Below are 16,261 nucleotides of genomic sequence, written 5' to 3'. Positions count from 1 at the left end.
TATAAAGTATATTTTTTATAACACATGTTTCAAGATTTATAACTAATAATTTATTTTGGATTAACGGTTACTTCAAATTGTAATTTAACTAGACTCACTGATATTCTTATATGTTTATTATTATCCATATTACATAAACTCAAAAGACAGCCAATCATTTTCTCTTGATTAAGACATAGAATCATTGTATAGTTTAATTCGTAGTAAATTCATAGGAATTATTTATATTTAAAAGGAGGGTAATTATTAATGGATAATTTATTTATTTTAATCAATGTTATAGTGTTACTGGCTCTTATTGGATTACTAATTTATATGCAGAAGAAACATGTATCATTCTCCAAACGAGTCTTTACTGGTATGGGAATAGGAATTGTCCTTGGAGCAATTTTACAAGCCATTTATGGAGAAGGTTCTTCTATATTAACTGGGACACTAGATTGGTACAGTATTGTTGGTAGTGGTTATGTAAGATTTTTGATGGTAATTGTTGTACCACTTGTAATGATATCCATTATTCGCGCCATTATTAACCTAGATAAGACAAAAGAACTCGGAAAAATGGCTGGGTGGATAATCGGAATACTTATCTCTACAACATTAATTGCAGCATTAGTGGGTATTGGATCTGCATTAGTATTTGATTTAAATGCCGAGCAAATTGAAGCTGGTCAAGCAGAAACAGATCGTGGGCTTTCAATCGAACAAAGCTTTTCTGAAATGGAAGGCCAAACAACACCACAACGAATTCTAAACTTTATTCCTAGTAATATATTTTTAGATATGACTGGTGAGCGTCCAACTTCAGTTATCGCTGTGGTAATCTTTTCCGTAATTATCGGTATTGCCACACTCGGTGTAAAGCGAAAACAACCGGAGCATGCAGCGATATTTACCAAAGGAATAAACGCCATATTCAGTGTGATTATGCGAATTGTAACTCTTGTTCTTCGGTTAACACCGTTTGGAGTACTTGCTTTAATGACAAATATGGTTGCAAGTACGAATTATGAAGGAATTATTCAATTAGGTAAGTTTGTTATTGCATCCTACGCTGCACTACTCGTGATGTTCTTGATTCATTTGGTTCTCGTTGGTGTATTTGGACTTAATCCGATGACCTATTTGAAAAAAGTCATTCCAGTTCTCGGTTTCGCATTCACATCACGTTCAAGTGCTGGAACGATTCCATTAAATATCTCCGCGCAAAAGAATGCACTTGGCGTAGATGATGGAGCGGCTAATATATCTGCATCATTCGGAGCTACAATGGGGCAAAATGGTTGTGCGGGTATCTATCCGGCCATGTTAGCAGTTATGATTGCTCCTACGGTCGGGATTGATCCTTTATCGTTTGATTTCATTATTCAATTAGTATTAATTACAGCTATCAGTTCATTTGGTGTAGCTGGTGTTGGTGGAGGAGCAACTTTTGCAGCAATTATTGTTCTATCTTCAATGGGATTGCCAGTAGGTCTGGCAGGATTATTAATCTCCATTGAAGCATTAATTGATATGGGCCGTACCGCTCTAAATGTAAATGGAAGCATGGTATCCGGAACATTAACTTCAAAAGTAATGCGAAACCTTAACCATGAAACTTACCAAGATAAAAAATCTGTTGTTGAGAACACAGGTATTTAATTTTTAATTAGAATTTTAATATTGAGAATAAAAAAACAGCAGGTTGGCTTGTAACCAACACTGCTGTTTTCTATTAATCAGCTTGCATCCCACCGTCTACATTGTAAAGCGATCCATTTACAAAGGATGCATCATCAGAAGCTAAAAACTTCACAACTTGAGCAACTTCTTCTGGAGCTCCGAATCTTCCTGCTGGGATACCTTGTTTTAAAGCTTCCCCAGATTTTTCTGGTTCCCCAGGAGTAAGGTTATTCTGAATATCAGCAAGCATTTGTGTATCGATTGCAGCTGGTGCTACGGCATTTACCCGTATTCCATCTGGCGCTACCTCTAAAGCAGCTGTTTTAGTAATACCAGCAACTGCATGTTTAGAAGCAATATAACCGACCATACCTGCCGAACCAATATATGCAGCATTTGAAGCTGTATTCACAATACTACCATAACCTTGCTTTTTCATTTGTTTAATTACATGTTTCAGACCTAAGAATACGCCCGTTACATTAATTGACATTATCTTTTCAAAAGTACCTTGTTCCAGTTCTGTAATAGGTGCTACTGGTCCATTAATTCCTGCATTGTTAAAGAAAACATCAATCTTCCCAAAACGGTCTACTGTTTCTTTCACATAATTTTCTACGTCTTCCTCAACTGTCACATTTCCAGTAATTGTATAGATTCGATCCTCTTCTACGTTAAGAGATTCTTTTGCCTTTAATAACGAACTTTCATTGATATCTACCAAAGCAACCTTTGCCCCATGATCTAATAATAGTTTTGCAGTAGCTTGACCTATACCACCTGCACCACCAGTGATAAGTACGACTTTTCCTTCCAAGATTATCCACTCCCTTTTAATAATTTACTTCTCTTTCGTAACTTGTTTCTCTATCATTCTATGCAAACGTTTACAATATCACAAGTAATTTGCTTGACTATTTACACTTTTTTAAAATCAGCAGCAATCTCAAATTCAATTAATATGGAAACCTTTTTTTCAAAAAGCGGTGCATAGCATTTTTGAAATTAAATAATAATCCCAAGCCACGCACCGAATAAACTCAAAATTATCGTTATATTTATATAGAGGATAGCTTGTTTCCATTTCTTATGTTGTAACATTGAAACTACCTCCGTACCAAAAGTAGAAAAGGTTGTAAATCCTCCACATATACCAACTCCAATAAATGCCCACCAATCTAAACTTAAAACTCCCGCTAAATAATATTGCAAACAAAGCCCTAATATAAATGAACCTAATATATTAATTATCCACGTTCCTAAAGGAAAAAAAGGATATTTATTCAACCACTGGCTCAAACCATATCTTGCCGCAGCTCCAAGAGAGCCTCCGATACCAACCATCCATATTGTCATGAAATATCTTCCTCTTTTCTAGATGTGAATGCAATACGGGCACCAAAGTAGGCGAGACCAACTCCAAATAATACACTCCCTAAAACGTATACAATTGATAACATATATTTAGCTGACTGTACAAGTAATATTGTTTCTACAGAAAAGGTAGAAAATGTGGTAAAAGATACAAGTAAACCTGTTCCAAATAAAAGTGACCATTCTTGCCGTACATAGTGATTCCTTGAAACAAACGATATTAACCACCCCAGCACAAAACATCCAATTAAATTAATGAAAAATGTCCCAATCGGAAAGCCACTGTTTGCTGACATCCATTCCCCTAATAAATAACGCAATATAGCTCCAATAAAGCCGCCCACCATAACAATAAGTACATTCATATCTTCACCACTTAATAACGGGTAGATACTACCCATTTTTATTCTACTTACAACCAGTTCATTTACTTCAAGAAATCCCTTTCTGCGTCTGCAGGGTTCGGATACTTATAAAATCCCTCTCCAGATTCAACACCAAGTTTCCCTTTTTCTAAGTATGCTTCTTTTAATAAATTGGCAAAGTACGCCACTACCAGCAACAGTTACATTTTTAAAGTCCATCACAATACCTTCTCTCCTTAAGATTGTTCTTTAAGAGCATGGATATACATCCATATTTATTGTAGACATCTTATAAATAAACGAAGTATATGCTAAAACTACATCTTTTTTTCTTACCTCTATTGGTGACTCTTCCTCATTTTGGACACATAAACCGACTCTACTACGAACATCAATTTACCTACGACAGAAATACAATTGATTTTATAAAAACCTATGATAATCTCAATAATCAAAAACGACTGATTAAATTATAATAAGTTCCTTACTTTTTACATTTAGAAGCCAAATCTATGCTATTCTTTCTAATATAGTAATTCGATAATACTAGGATATAAAATAAATAACGGTTATTGCCTAATGTGAATATAATAAAATAAAAAGATTAAACGAGGAATGGCTATGACAAATAACAACTTTAATTCATCCGGTGTTACGGAAGAGGATATCGAAATTGCAAGAAGTTTAAAGTTAGGTTTAATGCAGGGCTACTCACCACAGTGGGAGACGCTATTGCGACGTACGCTGCAGGAGTTGCAATTGAAGAGTCTATACAAGCAAATATCGTTCAAAACACAAAAACAAAACAACAAGACGAACGGTTAAACAGAATTGAAAGAAATCTAGAATTGATTCAACAGCAATTGGCAGAGAGACGAGATGAATCCAAATAGTTATCTATTCAAATAAGAAAGCCGTAGCCTATTATTTAAGGTACGGCTTTCTTATTATCTAAAATTGAATAATAATACGAGAAGCGTCCCCTTTGGCTAGTTTATCAAAGCCTTCATTAATATCATCCAACTTTATAAATTCGGTCATTAATTGGTCTACTGGCAGTTTTTCTTGTTTAAATAATTCCATGAATCTTGGAATATCACGATCTGGCACACAGCTTCCAACATAGGAACCTTTTAATGTTTTTTCTTCTGCCGTTAATGTCACATAGGGAAACGAAAACTGATGTTGTGGATGCGGTAGTCCTGTGGTTACAGTTGTACCCCCACGTTTGGTTATACCATATGCAACTTCCATTGCAGGTACTGCTCCAGCTGTTTCAAATGCATAATTCACTCCACCATTTGTTGCTTCCTTAATTTGTTCGATTACTGTCTCATCTTTCGAGTTAAAAACATCGGTAGCTCCTAATTTTTTCGCTTGTTTTAATTTATTTTCATTAATGTCGACAGCTATAATACGGGAAGCACCCGCAGTTACTGCCCCAAGCAATGCACTTAGTCCGATACCACCTAAACCAACAATTGCAACAGTACTGCCAAGCTTAACATTGGCTGTATTGACGACAGCACCTACTCCTGTAATTACTGCACAACCAAATAGCGCTAGCTTTTCAAAAGGAATATCCTTATCTACTTTTACTATGGAATTCCTAGATACAACCGCATATTCAGAAAAAGCAGAGACACCAATATGATGGTGGATGGTATCGTCCCCTTGACGTAATCTTCGTTCACCATTGAATAATGTTCCTTCATTATTCGCTTTCGCCCCAGGCTCACATAATGCCGGCCTACCTTCTTTACATGGGAGACAATGACCACAGCTCGGTACAAATACACATACAACGTGATCTCCTTCTTCTAAATCTTCGATACCTTCCCCTACTTCTTTTACCACTCCAGAAGCTTCATGACCTAACACCATCGGTAATGGTCTTGGTCTACTTCCATTAATAACGGATAGATCCGAATGACATAAGCTAGCTGCCTTTATTTCTAATAATACCTCTCCACGCTTTGGAGCATCTAACTCAACTGTTTCAATTCGAACTGGCTGACTTTCAGTGTATGGATGTTTTACTCCTGATTTACGTAGTACCGCTGCTTTTGTTTGCATAATATTATCCCTCCAGCAATTTTATCAATCTATTATTCATAAAACTCTTTTGTGGATGAAAGAAAATTAGGAAATTCCTCAGAATCACGCACGAATACCTTGTCGCATGTATTATTCACATTTAAGGAAGCGCTTTAATTTAATCATAGTAATTGATTGCATCTGTTGCAATGATTATATTCTACTTAACATAAAATTACAAAAATATCAGTAAAGTGTACTTCTTCTCTTCTCTTATTCCTATCACCATTATACGTGACTTGCTTTATACATCCATCTACCGAATAAATCCTGTCCATATAGAATAATATGATATAGATAACGATATTAACATTACAAAACTGTATTTTTTACAGATAATTACTCAACAAATTTAGTAGAAAGGACGGGATAGATTGGCTCATATTGTGGATATTGTTCAGTCACAAGTTATTGCCTCTGTGAAAAAGGAACAAGATATTCAATATGCGATTACTTCAAATGCGAATGTTATATTTTTATTGACAGGGAATCTTCTCTCTACAAAGCAATATATTGATAGATTAAAAGAAGCAAATAAATCGGCCTTTATTCATCTTGATTTTATTGATGGGTTAACCAATTCGAGAAATGCCATCCAATATATTGCTAGAGAATGGAAACCTCTTGGCATAGTCACTACAAAAAGTAATCTAATTAAATATGCAAAAGAAGAAAATTTAGCGACCATACAACGCATTTTTGTAATTGATAAAAATGCTTTATTAAAGGGAGTCGAAATCGCAAATTCTGTTCGTCCAGATGCCATTGAAATACTCCCCGGATTAATGCCAAAAATTATCGATCAAATTACAAAACAAACCCACCTACCAGTAATCGCAGGTGGATTGATTAGTGAAAAACAAGAAATTATGAATGGACTTGAAGCCGGTGCACTTGCTATTTCTTCCGGAGATCCTTCCCTTTGGAATTTAGATTTGTAGTTGCATCTATTAAATCTCGAATACTATCAACTATAAATTCAGGCTGGTATTGTGACTGGTTCACCATTTCTTTAGTTGTGATGCCCGTAAGTACTAATACCGTATGCATCCCACTTTCGATGCCCATCTTTATATCTGTTTCTATTCGGTCTCCTATCATAAAGCATTGCTCAGGTGGGAGACGCATCAACTCTTGTGTAATAAATTTCGCCGCTTGAACAGAAGGTTTTCCTAATATCATCTCAACTTTTTCGCCTGTTGCTCCTTCTAAAGCTCCAATCATTGCTCCGCAATCTGGAATTTCACCACTTGCGACTGGACATGTTCGGTCAGGATTTGTCGCGATGATTGTTGCTCCTTTTTTCCAAGCTTGAAACGCAAGGTTGAGCTTTTCATATGTGAACTCTCGATCCCAACCAATAATAACATACGATGTTTCTACTGGATTCCACGTACATCCTATTCCTATTTTTTCTATTTCTTCAATCAAAGGATTTTCACCTATGACCATAACATTTGCTTGTTGTGCAATATTCTTCTCTAAATATCGAGCGACTAGGTAATTAGAGTTTACGATTTGATTATCTTGTACTTCGATACCTAACGCCCTTAGTTTTTGTACATAAGTGGCAATACTTTCGATTGATTTGTTCGTAAAGTAAATAATCTTGTCGCCACGTTCAATGAGTTTTTGTACGGTATCCAAAGCCCCAGGAATTAATTGATTATCAATATAAATCGTACCATCTAAGTCAAATATGAATCCCCTTTGCAATAATATTCCTCCCCATGATGAAATACACTATTTACTTGAAGATGAAATTTTATTGGCAATCATTTGCAGTGTTACTACCATTAATACTAAAATAATCGACATTGCCGCGGCAGAATAATACTCCGCGCGCAGTACATTTTGAAAAATAGCCAAACTCATCGGTGCCCACTCAGCAGGCGCCATTAATATCGATATACTTGTTTCTTTAATCACCGTTACAAACACTAAGATAGACCCAGCTGCAATTCCCGGTAACATTAACGGTCCAAGAATCGTTATGGCAGAAGTAAATGTAGAAGCACCTAAATTCACTGCAGCTTCTTCAATGTCTTTTTTTATTGATTTCATTGTTCCAACAGTTGATCGCACCATATATGGCAGCCTTCTTATCGCATAAGCTACAATCAGAATGAATGCTGTTCCTGTTAATTGTAATGGTGCAACATTAAATGTTTGGATTAATGCCACCCCAAATGCAATCCCGGGAACAATAAGCGGAATCGTCGTCATAAAATCCAATGAAGTAGACTTCTGCCTAACGACGAAATACGATACAAATACAGCAACTACCACACTAATGATTAAAGCGCCAAATGCTAAAATTAAACTGTTTTGTATATTCCCTAATGATGAGGAAAAAATTGTTTTGTAATGATCGAGTGTATACCCTGTTGGTAATGGGTCTTTCCCCCATGTTGTCGCAATTGACTGGAGAAATACCGTAAGCATTGCAAGCAAAGGAACAAATACAACAAATCCAGAAAAAATGGATAACGGAATCGTAACTTTTCTATTTTTGTTTAATTTAATTTGCTTTGGTTTTCCAGAAACCGTATCGTAATTTCTTCCTTTTAAAAAGAAATTTTGTAACCAGTATACAATGGCAGCAATTGCAATCATAATTACCGTTAAGATAGCAGCTCCACCCCAATTAAAGAATCCAGCAATTTCTCGATATGCATCCACAACAATTAAATTTAAATCCGTTGGAGCTAAAATGATTGGTGTTCCAAAATCGGAAAAACTGACCGCAAAAATAACCATTAACGTCGATAGCATTCCTGGAATCACTAAAGGAAATGTCACCGTCTGAAAAGTCAACCAGCCCTTTGCCCCCATATTCCTGGAAGCTTCTTCTAAGGAAGCATCACTAATTTTAAACGCGGCAACCATTGGCCACAGTGCATATGGAAAGAAGAAAAAGATCTGTACAATAGCAATGCCTGTCATCGAATACGGATCAATAAATAATCCTTCACCGCCAAGTGCTTGATAAATATATGTGACCCACCCAGAACGTCCAAACATAATAATAAATGCATACGCCGAGATAAATGTTGGTACAACGAGTGGTATCGTACATAATGCACTTATCGTTTTCTTCCATGGCATATTTGTCCGTGCAATCCCATATGCGATTGGAACACAAAGTAAAATGACCGCAACCGAAACGATAAAAGACAAGAGAATGCTATTTTTCAGGCCAGAAAAATAATGCCCATTTGAAAAAATCGCCTTAAAGTTTTCCAACGTTCCGTTTTGAAATTGTTCCAACGTAGTGCGCAATGTTTCTGTATTTTTAAACGAACCAAATAAGTTGATTGGGTCATTTGTAAAACTAACCAAAAATACTGCAAGTAATGGTAGTATTAAAAACAAAAGAAAAAATGCGTAGATGAACCATTTGATAGCTGTCATGCTTGAGAATTTCCGGAGTTTTTTCATATTAATAACACCCTCTCAGGTAAAACTCCAAGTTGCACTGCTGTACCATTTTTCAAAATACTATCTCCAGATTCATATGTGGTATCAATAATAAGTAACTGCCCTCCCACCTTGACCTCATAACGGACAACGGATCCTAAATAGGTCGCAATTTGGATGGTTCCTTCAAATTGATTATCATATACATGCTGATCATTATTTTTAATGATAATTATATTTTCTGGCCGAATAATCACTTGCACTTCCTTTTCGTCAGTCTCTTGAGCTGATTGAACTGTTTGGTCACCAATTTGAATCGTTGTCCTACCAGATTCTGAAGAGATAACTTGACCAATAATAATATTTGAAGTACCTACAAAGTCAGCGATAAACGATGTTTTCGGATGACTATATAAATCCGTTGGTGTTCCAACTTGTAAAATTTCTCCATCTTTCATCACCGCTATACGATCAGCCATGCTCATTGCTTCCTCTTGATCGTGGGTTACAAAGATAGTCGTAATTTTTAAATCTTGTTGGATCCGTCGAATCGTATTCCGCATTGTATGCCGAAGTTTTAAATCTAGATTTGATAATGGTTCATCCATTAACAACACTTCTGGTTCCATGATCAAAGCTCTTGCTAGGGCTACTCGCTGTTGCTGTCCACCAGATAGTTCTCCAGTTAATTTATGGGCGTGATCTTGCAATTCCACATATTCTAAAATCCCCATCACTTTTTCTTCGATTGGTTTTGAATACTTCACAATCCTACTATTAAGCATGCGTATATAAACGGCTATTTTTTTAAATGGATTTCCCTTCCGTAACTCTTTAATATTTAAACTATAAGCGACATTATCGAATACATTCATATGTGGAAATAAGGCATAACTCTGGAATACCATGCCACAATTCCGCTGATTTGGAGCAAAGCGATTTACTTCTTGATTGCCAATTTTTATTGAGCCGCTTGTTAGATTTTCAAATCCAGCAATACAACGCATGGTTGTCGTTTTACCACAACCGGATGGACCTAAGAGGGCGAAAAATTCGCCCTCTTTAATATCCAAATTTATATTTTCAAGTACCGTTACTCCACCAAAATCCTTTCGCAAATTCTCTACAGAAACTGCCCCCATGATTGATCATCCTTTACTTAATTTTGCTATTCCACTCATTACGTATTCGATCATAATTTTCATTCACCCAGTCGATATCAAGGTCTACCGCATGTTCACTAATATTATTAATGGACAAAGGTGTCTTCGATTCTATGTCTGGATTAATCGGAATATGATACCAGTCCGCAAGAATTTGCTGCGCATCCTCACTCAACATAAACTCCATAAACTTCTGTCCACCTTCAGGATTCGGACCGTCTTTTACTAATGTCATTGGATTAGACAATATTGGCGTTTTATCTGGAACAACAAAGTCAACAGTCTCTCCATTCGCTTGATGTTCATAAGCCATAAAGTCAAAGCCAACCGCAACATGCGCTTCCCCCATCGCTACTGCTTTTGTTGGGGCAGAACCAGAATCTGGAATTGAATTGGCTTGATCCTTTAGTTTTTGGAAATATTCCCAACCCTCTTCTTCACCGTATTGCATCATATAACTAAGTACCATAAGAGTTGATGTACCAGATGCTGCTGGGTTCGGAAATTGAATCTTTCCTTCCCATTTCGGATCTAATAAGTCTTCCCAAGTCTTTGGAGCTTCTTCTTCTGAGACTAAGTCTGTATTATAAGAGAATCCAAGTACAAATAATTCTACCCCTGTATAATAACCATCTTGATGTTTCATTTTGATACCGTTTTCAATTACTTCCCAGTCTTCCGCACTCTCCGGGATATAAGAAGTAATAATACCTTTATCCACTGCTGATTCAAATGGCAAAATCCCTCCACCACCATACCAAACATCCGCTTGTGGATTACCTTTCTCTGCCATCATTTGATTGACCAATACATTCGTTCCTGCGTAATGGACATTCACCTTACCGCCATGCACTTCTTCGTATTTCTGTGCTAGCTCCTTTGTTAAATCAGGAGTTTCTGGTGAATACAATGTGATACTATCGCTACCACCAGTATCACTTTCGCTACTATCTCCCCCATCTGCACAAGCTGTAAGCATAAACAACGGTAACCCTAACACCAAACAGAATATTAAAAGCTTTTTCATATAAGACAACCCCCTCTTGCTATATTTATATCTCATAAAAAAAGAGAAAAGACCAAATAATCCCTAAAAACATAGGGGAAAATTTAATCTTCTCTCGTCATCTCTTGAGATATATGAAGTTATACACATCATAGCAAGCACTTAAAAATTTGTGAATAGCGAAAGATAAGAAGTTTTGTAGGAAATTGGAGGGGTTAATTTAACTTTTTAAGAGAAAACAATACCCAGGGTAGAATCAACCGAAGATTGTGCTATTTGATTTCCATTGCAGACGGCGCTTTCCACAGGCACGGCCTCAGCTAACTTGGAAAAGAAGTACACTTTTCCAAGTGGATCTTCTGCTCGTGCTATTCCTGCTGGAGTCGCCGTCTTCCATTTCAATCAAAGCCTAGATATGCTCCTAACACAAAATTAATAAAGATTATTAACTTGATTTAATAAAAACTAAAAACGTCTACGATAGTGAATAAACTCGTAGACGTTATTTATAAAGTATAATTCATCCTTTTATGTCGATGGATTGACCTAAATGAGGATGCATTGGTTGATCAAGCATTTTTAATAGATTGGAACCTTGGCGTTCCGATTGGTCCATTACCTTATTCATCAGTCCAAAAGATACTTGCTGTTGTACATTCGCTTGACTCATTGCGATAGATAGCCCTGCTATATCCATGTAAATCACCTCACTTTATTAAATAAAACTTCCCCATAATCATTTCAGGTATATTTCTGGTTCATTTAGCTCTTCTCGAACTGTGTTTTCTATTTTATCTATTTCCGCTAAATAAATAGCATAAGGAATAGCATGTTTGGCTACTTCAAATTCATAATATAATATTCCAGGCTGGTTAACATTCACTTCAATTAAATATATATTTGAACTCTTATCTATAGCAATATCAATACCCAATTCACCTATTTTTTCAATGTATAAATTTTCAAAACTTGCTGCAATTTTCAAAGCAACTTCTTTAATTCGATCTTCTAATTTTGTATTTTCATTAAAATGTCGCTTTAAAAAACCATCAATTCCACCTATATAACCACCACTACCTGTAGGAGATATGGTTGCATAATTTACTCCAATTCTAGGATAAATATTAGGAAAAGACCATTTTCCGTTACCGTCTTTCATCATATGAACCCTAATATCGAATGGATTCCCTTCTTTAGTTCTGGTTTCTATATATTTCTGAACAATAAATACACCTTTTTTAATTAAGACTCTTAAATATTCAAATAATGCAACTTCACTAAAATAGGATTCTTTCTCTCCATCAACTAAAAAATACTTATCGAAATCAACTTTTTCAATAAAATGAACACCCTTAGCAAACGACCCCACTTCTGGCTTAACAATAATTTTTCCATATTTTTCAATAAATCGGTTTATATCCCTCACCTTCGTTATTTTTTGATATGGAATTATCACTTCATTTATTGATTTGGTGGACGCTAATTTATTATAGACTTCTAGCTTACTAATAGAATTCCCAAAGAATTCATTAGTGAATGGAATACCTTCCAATTCTTCATAAACTATATTATAACCTTTTCTTCCTTTTAATCTAAGACGGTCATACACGGCATCCGGATAATTAACTAGTTTTGGCATCCATTTTTTATTTTTATAAAAATGTCCTCTAATTAGCATTTCATCATAATCAATATCTTTTGGGGTGAAATAAAAAAATTCTATTCCCTCATATTCCGCTACATAAGCGCAAGCTACTTCTAAATCTTTTACTCCTTTCTCCAGAACAAGCATTCCAATAGTAGTTTTTCCTTGCGTATTCACCAAAGGTAATTTTGTATTCTTTGCTTTAAAATGTCCTTTTTCTTTTTGTGAACTATTGGTTAAATATATTCCATTTTCAGCTATATATCTAGCATAGCCAATCGTATTAACAGCTCTGTCGTTTTCATGATATGTTGATTGAGGTCCCATATTAACTTCATGCAGCCAAATACGCCCACTTCTATCTATAGCTAAATCAAGGCCAAGTTCATCTAGAACTAAACCATATAATTTATCAATATGCTGTGTTAAATCTAACGATAAGTTTATTAATTCCTTTTCATATTGTTCCCCTTTATGATTTAACTCGTTTATTAAGAAATCCTTTAAATCCTCTGTTCTACCTCCACGGCTAATATTACTCAAAATGCTTTTACGATTACCAATTCGTGGATATATTTTGGTGATTTGCCATTTACCTTCTCGATTTTTTTGTACATGCGCTCGTATATCAAAGGGCTCACCTTTTATAGTGCGAGCTTCAATATACCGTTGAATCATGAACCCATTTTTTGTTTTCAAGATATTTTCTTGAATCCATCCCTTTAACTCACCTTTAGTAAATCTTTGCTCTTTTGTATCATCTTGAATAAAATAATAGGCACCAGATTTATAGATATGATAAATATTTAAACCTCTTCTTCCAGCAATTGGCTTTATGACAGCTTTATTGTTAGAGTCCAAGAAATTATATATAATTGATATTTCAGTAACAACTTTAAATGGGACCAATAACTCAGCAAACTTTACGTTTTCAACTATTTTTTTAGGTAAATAAAATTTATTCCCTATTCCAAAGCTTGTAAATGGACGTTTTCTTCGTAATTTTCTTTCTACTATTGATTGCTTTGCTCTCTGTGTTATACCTATATTATGTATTACATCTGGAAATGAATTTACAATTATTTGCCATGAATCATTAAGAAACATCTCGCCCTTAATCGTTTCATCTTCAAAACTAACCTCACTTGAAGAAAAGAACAATAACTTAACTCCTTGTTTTTCTGCTTCTTCAACAAGTGCATTTATTCGAGTTTCTGGATACACTTTTCTTGGATTAATTTGATCATAGTAAACACCAATAGTTATTTCTTTACTTTTAATGGTAGTATTTATTTCTTCAAAACTGTCTTTCAATTTTCTAAGTTGTGGAACCAATGAGAATTGATTTAGTTCCAATACTTTGGAGAAATTATTTTTTTCTAATTCTATAGTAGTTAATAACAATAGATTATTAATTTTTTCAATCTCTAATAACGAATCTGCTCTAGAGTTAAGCAATTTATTAATAGCAGTCATACCTTCTACAATCGAATTAAATATATATATACTTTGATAAATTTCTTTTTCTTTCATTAGTCCAGAAAAATGCTCAGATGCCTCGATTAAAGTATCAATAATATTATTAATTTGAAAAATTTGTTTATCATTTAAATTGTTCATAACTATACTCCTTTTAGTAACATACACACAGTAAACTTTAAACTTCTTATATTATCGGTCCTAAAATAAATTTCTTTAGGAATTATTTTAAAACAATATAAATACTATAAAAAAAGAGAGTTTCCCATTAGGAAACTCTCTTTTTTTATAGTATTTATTGAAGTAACTGCAATACACCTTGTGGTTGTTGGTTAGCTTGAGCAAGCATGGATTGAGCAGCTTGAGAAAGAATGTTACCTTTGGTGAATTCCATCATTTCTTTAGCCATATCAACGTCACGGATACGTGATTCTGCAGCAGTCAAGTTTTCTGCAGATGCTCCTAGATTGTTAATAGTATGCTCTAAACGGTTTTGAATCGCTCCAAGTCCAGAGCGCTGAGAAGATACTGAAGTAATAGCAGCATCAATCTTAGCAATAGCTTCATCGAAATGGGAACCCTCTGTAAATTCAGCTACATTGATATCATTAACTTCAAGTGCTTCTGATGACATATCATTAATGTTAACAGTTAATTGTTGTGTTGCATTTGCACCAATTTGGAACACTAGATCAGATTCTCCTGTTGCTAAATCTCCATTTAATAAGTTTTTACCATTAAATTGAGTACGATCAGAAATTCCATCAATTTCATCAATTAATGCTGTAATCTCATCTTGAATAGCTGTTAAATCTTCTTGTTCTTGAGTTCCAAGGTTACCTGCTTGTACTGTTAGTTCACGCATACGTTGTAAAATAGAATGCGTCTCAGTCAAAGCACCTTCAGCAGTTTGGATTAGAGAAATTCCATCTTGAGCATTTTTAGATGCCATTTCTAGACCACGAATTTGTCCACGCATTTTTTCAGAGATTGCTAAACCTGCAGCGTCATCTCCAGCTTTGTTGATTTGAAGACCTGAAGAAAGTTTTTCTAAAGATCCTTGTACTCCGTTTTGGTTTGCTCCTAATTGACGATGTGCATTAAGAGCTGAAATGTTGTGATTGATAATCATAATTTTCTACCTCCATGTAGTTGTTTTTTTCAGGTCACGTCCTTGTGTCCTGATAATCTATATTAACCATTTAGGTCAATATCAAAGTAAACTTAAAACGATTGCGACTTGCTTGAGCTTCCCCCTCAAACACTTGTCTTTCTTTAACGTTAAGGCCCTAACCAATCATCTCTTTAGATGATCTATTTACTATATCGGATAAACTGATAAAAGGTTTAATAGTTTTTATAAAATTTTTTTGTAACATTATATTCTTCATCTACATGTTGCTTTTAAATAATAAAACGATTTAGTACTTCGTTCCCTTCACAAGTGAATCCCTATTCATGTATACTAGTTTAAATTCAAGATTCTTTTTCATTAAGCTATTATTTTTTACTCTATCTTCATTAACTAATAGTTAAATTTTAGATTTATAATTACATTTCAAATTGAATTACAACGTGGTGACTCCACCTGGAATAGCATGAGCTATCCTTTCGGAATAGGTGTTTTCTGAGTTAGTCGACCTTATATCGGAGAAGGCCGTTACTTGTAGTGAAAGTAAAACCGTATATTCTTTCAAATTTTACTTATATTGACAAAATTTTTAAACAATATTATGATAGGTAATAAGAACTATTGATTATATATTTTTTTGGCAGAGGGGAATTTGACATTCTTTAGTTCTTGCCGTATCCAGCAGCAAGACGTTGATTATTGGAGAGGGCGTGCAATAATGACCAAAGTAGACAAGTTGAATCAGCAAGTAGAAGCTACACGAAGAGAAATGTATGCGGCATATGAACGAAATCCAAAAGATCCTTATGTACTTCATTTATCACAAACACTAGACAGTCTATTAAATGAACTCACGCACGCTTTGCAAGAACATTCCCGAAGAGATGTTAGTCGAAATTTGTAACAGTTATAATG

General features: G+C 34.9%; 15 protein-coding genes and 1 pseudogene. 4 read left to right on the top strand and 12 right to left on the bottom strand.

Annotated elements, in window-relative coordinates:
* Positions 1-249: 249 nt before the first annotated feature.
* On the top strand, positions 250-1,644 hold the full coding sequence (locus tag ABC346_RS08465; RefSeq protein WP_413234437.1) for an L-cystine transporter: 1,395 nt from the start codon (positions 250-252) through the stop codon (positions 1,642-1,644).
* 73 nt (positions 1,645-1,717) lie between these two features.
* Here ABC346_RS08465 and ABC346_RS08460 read toward each other — a convergent pair whose 3' ends face one another.
* The 4 genes and pseudogenes from ABC346_RS08460 to ABC346_RS08445 form a co-directional block, all read right to left on the bottom strand.
* Entirely contained in the window at positions 1,718-2,482 is a 765-nt protein-coding gene (locus ABC346_RS08460; RefSeq protein ID WP_413234436.1) for an SDR family NAD(P)-dependent oxidoreductase, read from the bottom strand.
* A gap of 188 nt (positions 2,483-2,670) precedes the next feature.
* Positions 2,671-3,021 carry a fluoride efflux transporter CrcB gene (gene crcB / locus ABC346_RS08455; RefSeq protein WP_413234435.1) on the bottom strand — a complete coding sequence of 117 codons (351 nt, stop codon included), beginning with the start codon at positions 3,019-3,021 and terminating at the stop codon, positions 2,671-2,673.
* On the bottom strand, positions 3,018-3,440 hold the full coding sequence (gene crcB, locus ABC346_RS08450) for a fluoride efflux transporter CrcB (protein ID WP_413234434.1): 423 nt from the start codon (positions 3,438-3,440) through the stop codon (positions 3,018-3,020). The genes crcB (ABC346_RS08455) and crcB (ABC346_RS08450) overlap by 4 nt, the downstream gene beginning before the upstream one ends.
* A gap of 26 nt (positions 3,441-3,466) precedes the next feature.
* Positions 3,467-3,580: pseudogene (locus tag ABC346_RS08445) on the bottom strand (3-hydroxyacyl-CoA dehydrogenase); the annotation flags it as partial.
* A 543-nt stretch (positions 3,581-4,123) separates the two neighbouring features.
* Here ABC346_RS08445 and ABC346_RS08440 point away from each other — a divergent pair.
* Positions 4,124-4,297, top strand: a complete 174-nt coding sequence (locus tag ABC346_RS08440; RefSeq protein WP_413234433.1) for a hypothetical protein — start codon at positions 4,124-4,126, stop codon at positions 4,295-4,297.
* 58 nt (positions 4,298-4,355) lie between these two features.
* Here the strand turns inward: ABC346_RS08440 and ABC346_RS08435 are convergent, their stop codons facing one another.
* Entirely contained in the window at positions 4,356-5,480 is a 1,125-nt protein-coding gene (locus tag ABC346_RS08435; RefSeq protein ID WP_413234432.1) for a zinc-dependent alcohol dehydrogenase family protein, read from the bottom strand.
* 395 nt (positions 5,481-5,875) lie between these two features.
* On the opposite strand from ABC346_RS08435, the gene ABC346_RS08430 reads away from it, so the two are divergent.
* Complete coding sequence (locus ABC346_RS08430) at positions 5,876-6,442, top strand: glycerol-3-phosphate responsive antiterminator (RefSeq protein ID WP_017797901.1); 567 nt, start codon at positions 5,876-5,878, stop codon at positions 6,440-6,442.
* Here ABC346_RS08430 and ABC346_RS08425 read toward each other — a convergent pair.
* The 7 genes from ABC346_RS08425 to hag form a co-directional block, all read right to left on the bottom strand.
* Complete coding sequence (locus tag ABC346_RS08425) at positions 6,399-7,217, bottom strand: HAD-IIA family hydrolase (protein WP_413234431.1); 819 nt, start codon at positions 7,215-7,217, stop codon at positions 6,399-6,401. The two genes, ABC346_RS08430 and ABC346_RS08425, sit on opposite strands and share 44 nt — an antisense overlap.
* 27 nt (positions 7,218-7,244) lie before the next feature.
* A complete protein-coding gene (locus tag ABC346_RS08420) occupies positions 7,245-8,942 on the bottom strand; it encodes an ABC transporter permease (protein WP_413234430.1) in 1,698 nt (565 codons plus the stop codon).
* Positions 8,939-10,063: an ABC transporter ATP-binding protein gene (locus ABC346_RS08415; RefSeq protein ID WP_413234429.1), complete on the bottom strand. Its 1,125-nt coding sequence runs from the start codon at positions 10,061-10,063 to the stop codon at positions 8,939-8,941. The genes ABC346_RS08420 and ABC346_RS08415 overlap by 4 nt, the downstream gene beginning before the upstream one ends.
* Positions 10,064-10,076: 13 nt before the next feature.
* Complete coding sequence (locus ABC346_RS08410; protein WP_413234428.1) at positions 10,077-11,111, bottom strand: ABC transporter substrate-binding protein; 1,035 nt, start codon at positions 11,109-11,111, stop codon at positions 10,077-10,079.
* Between the two features lie 499 nt (positions 11,112-11,610).
* The gene (locus ABC346_RS08405; protein ID WP_413234427.1) at positions 11,611-11,787 is read right to left on the bottom strand and encodes a YjfB family protein; all 177 of its coding nucleotides are present in this window, start codon (positions 11,785-11,787) and stop codon (positions 11,611-11,613) included.
* A 39-nt stretch (positions 11,788-11,826) separates the two neighbouring features.
* Positions 11,827-14,355 carry a YheC/YheD family protein gene (locus ABC346_RS08400; RefSeq protein ID WP_413234426.1) on the bottom strand — a complete coding sequence of 843 codons (2,529 nt, stop codon included), beginning with the start codon at positions 14,353-14,355 and terminating at the stop codon, positions 11,827-11,829.
* A 154-nt stretch (positions 14,356-14,509) separates the two neighbouring features.
* Entirely contained in the window at positions 14,510-15,346 is an 837-nt protein-coding gene (hag, locus tag ABC346_RS08395) for a flagellin Hag (RefSeq protein WP_413234425.1), read from the bottom strand.
* Between the two features lie 718 nt (positions 15,347-16,064).
* Between hag and ABC346_RS08390 the strand changes: the two genes are divergently transcribed.
* Positions 16,065-16,250 (top strand): aspartyl-phosphate phosphatase Spo0E family protein, encoded by a 186-nt coding sequence (locus tag ABC346_RS08390; protein WP_413234424.1) that lies wholly within the window; start codon positions 16,065-16,067, stop codon positions 16,248-16,250.
* The last annotated feature ends 11 nt before the right edge of the window (positions 16,251-16,261 follow it).

The sequence above is a fragment of the Oceanobacillus phoenicis genome (genome assembly GCF_047238145.1).
GTDB lineage: Bacteria > Bacillota > Bacilli > Bacillales > Amphibacillaceae > Oceanobacillus.
The sequence above is the reverse complement of the archived record's forward strand: the minus strand, read 5'-3'. Positions and strand labels throughout refer to the sequence as shown.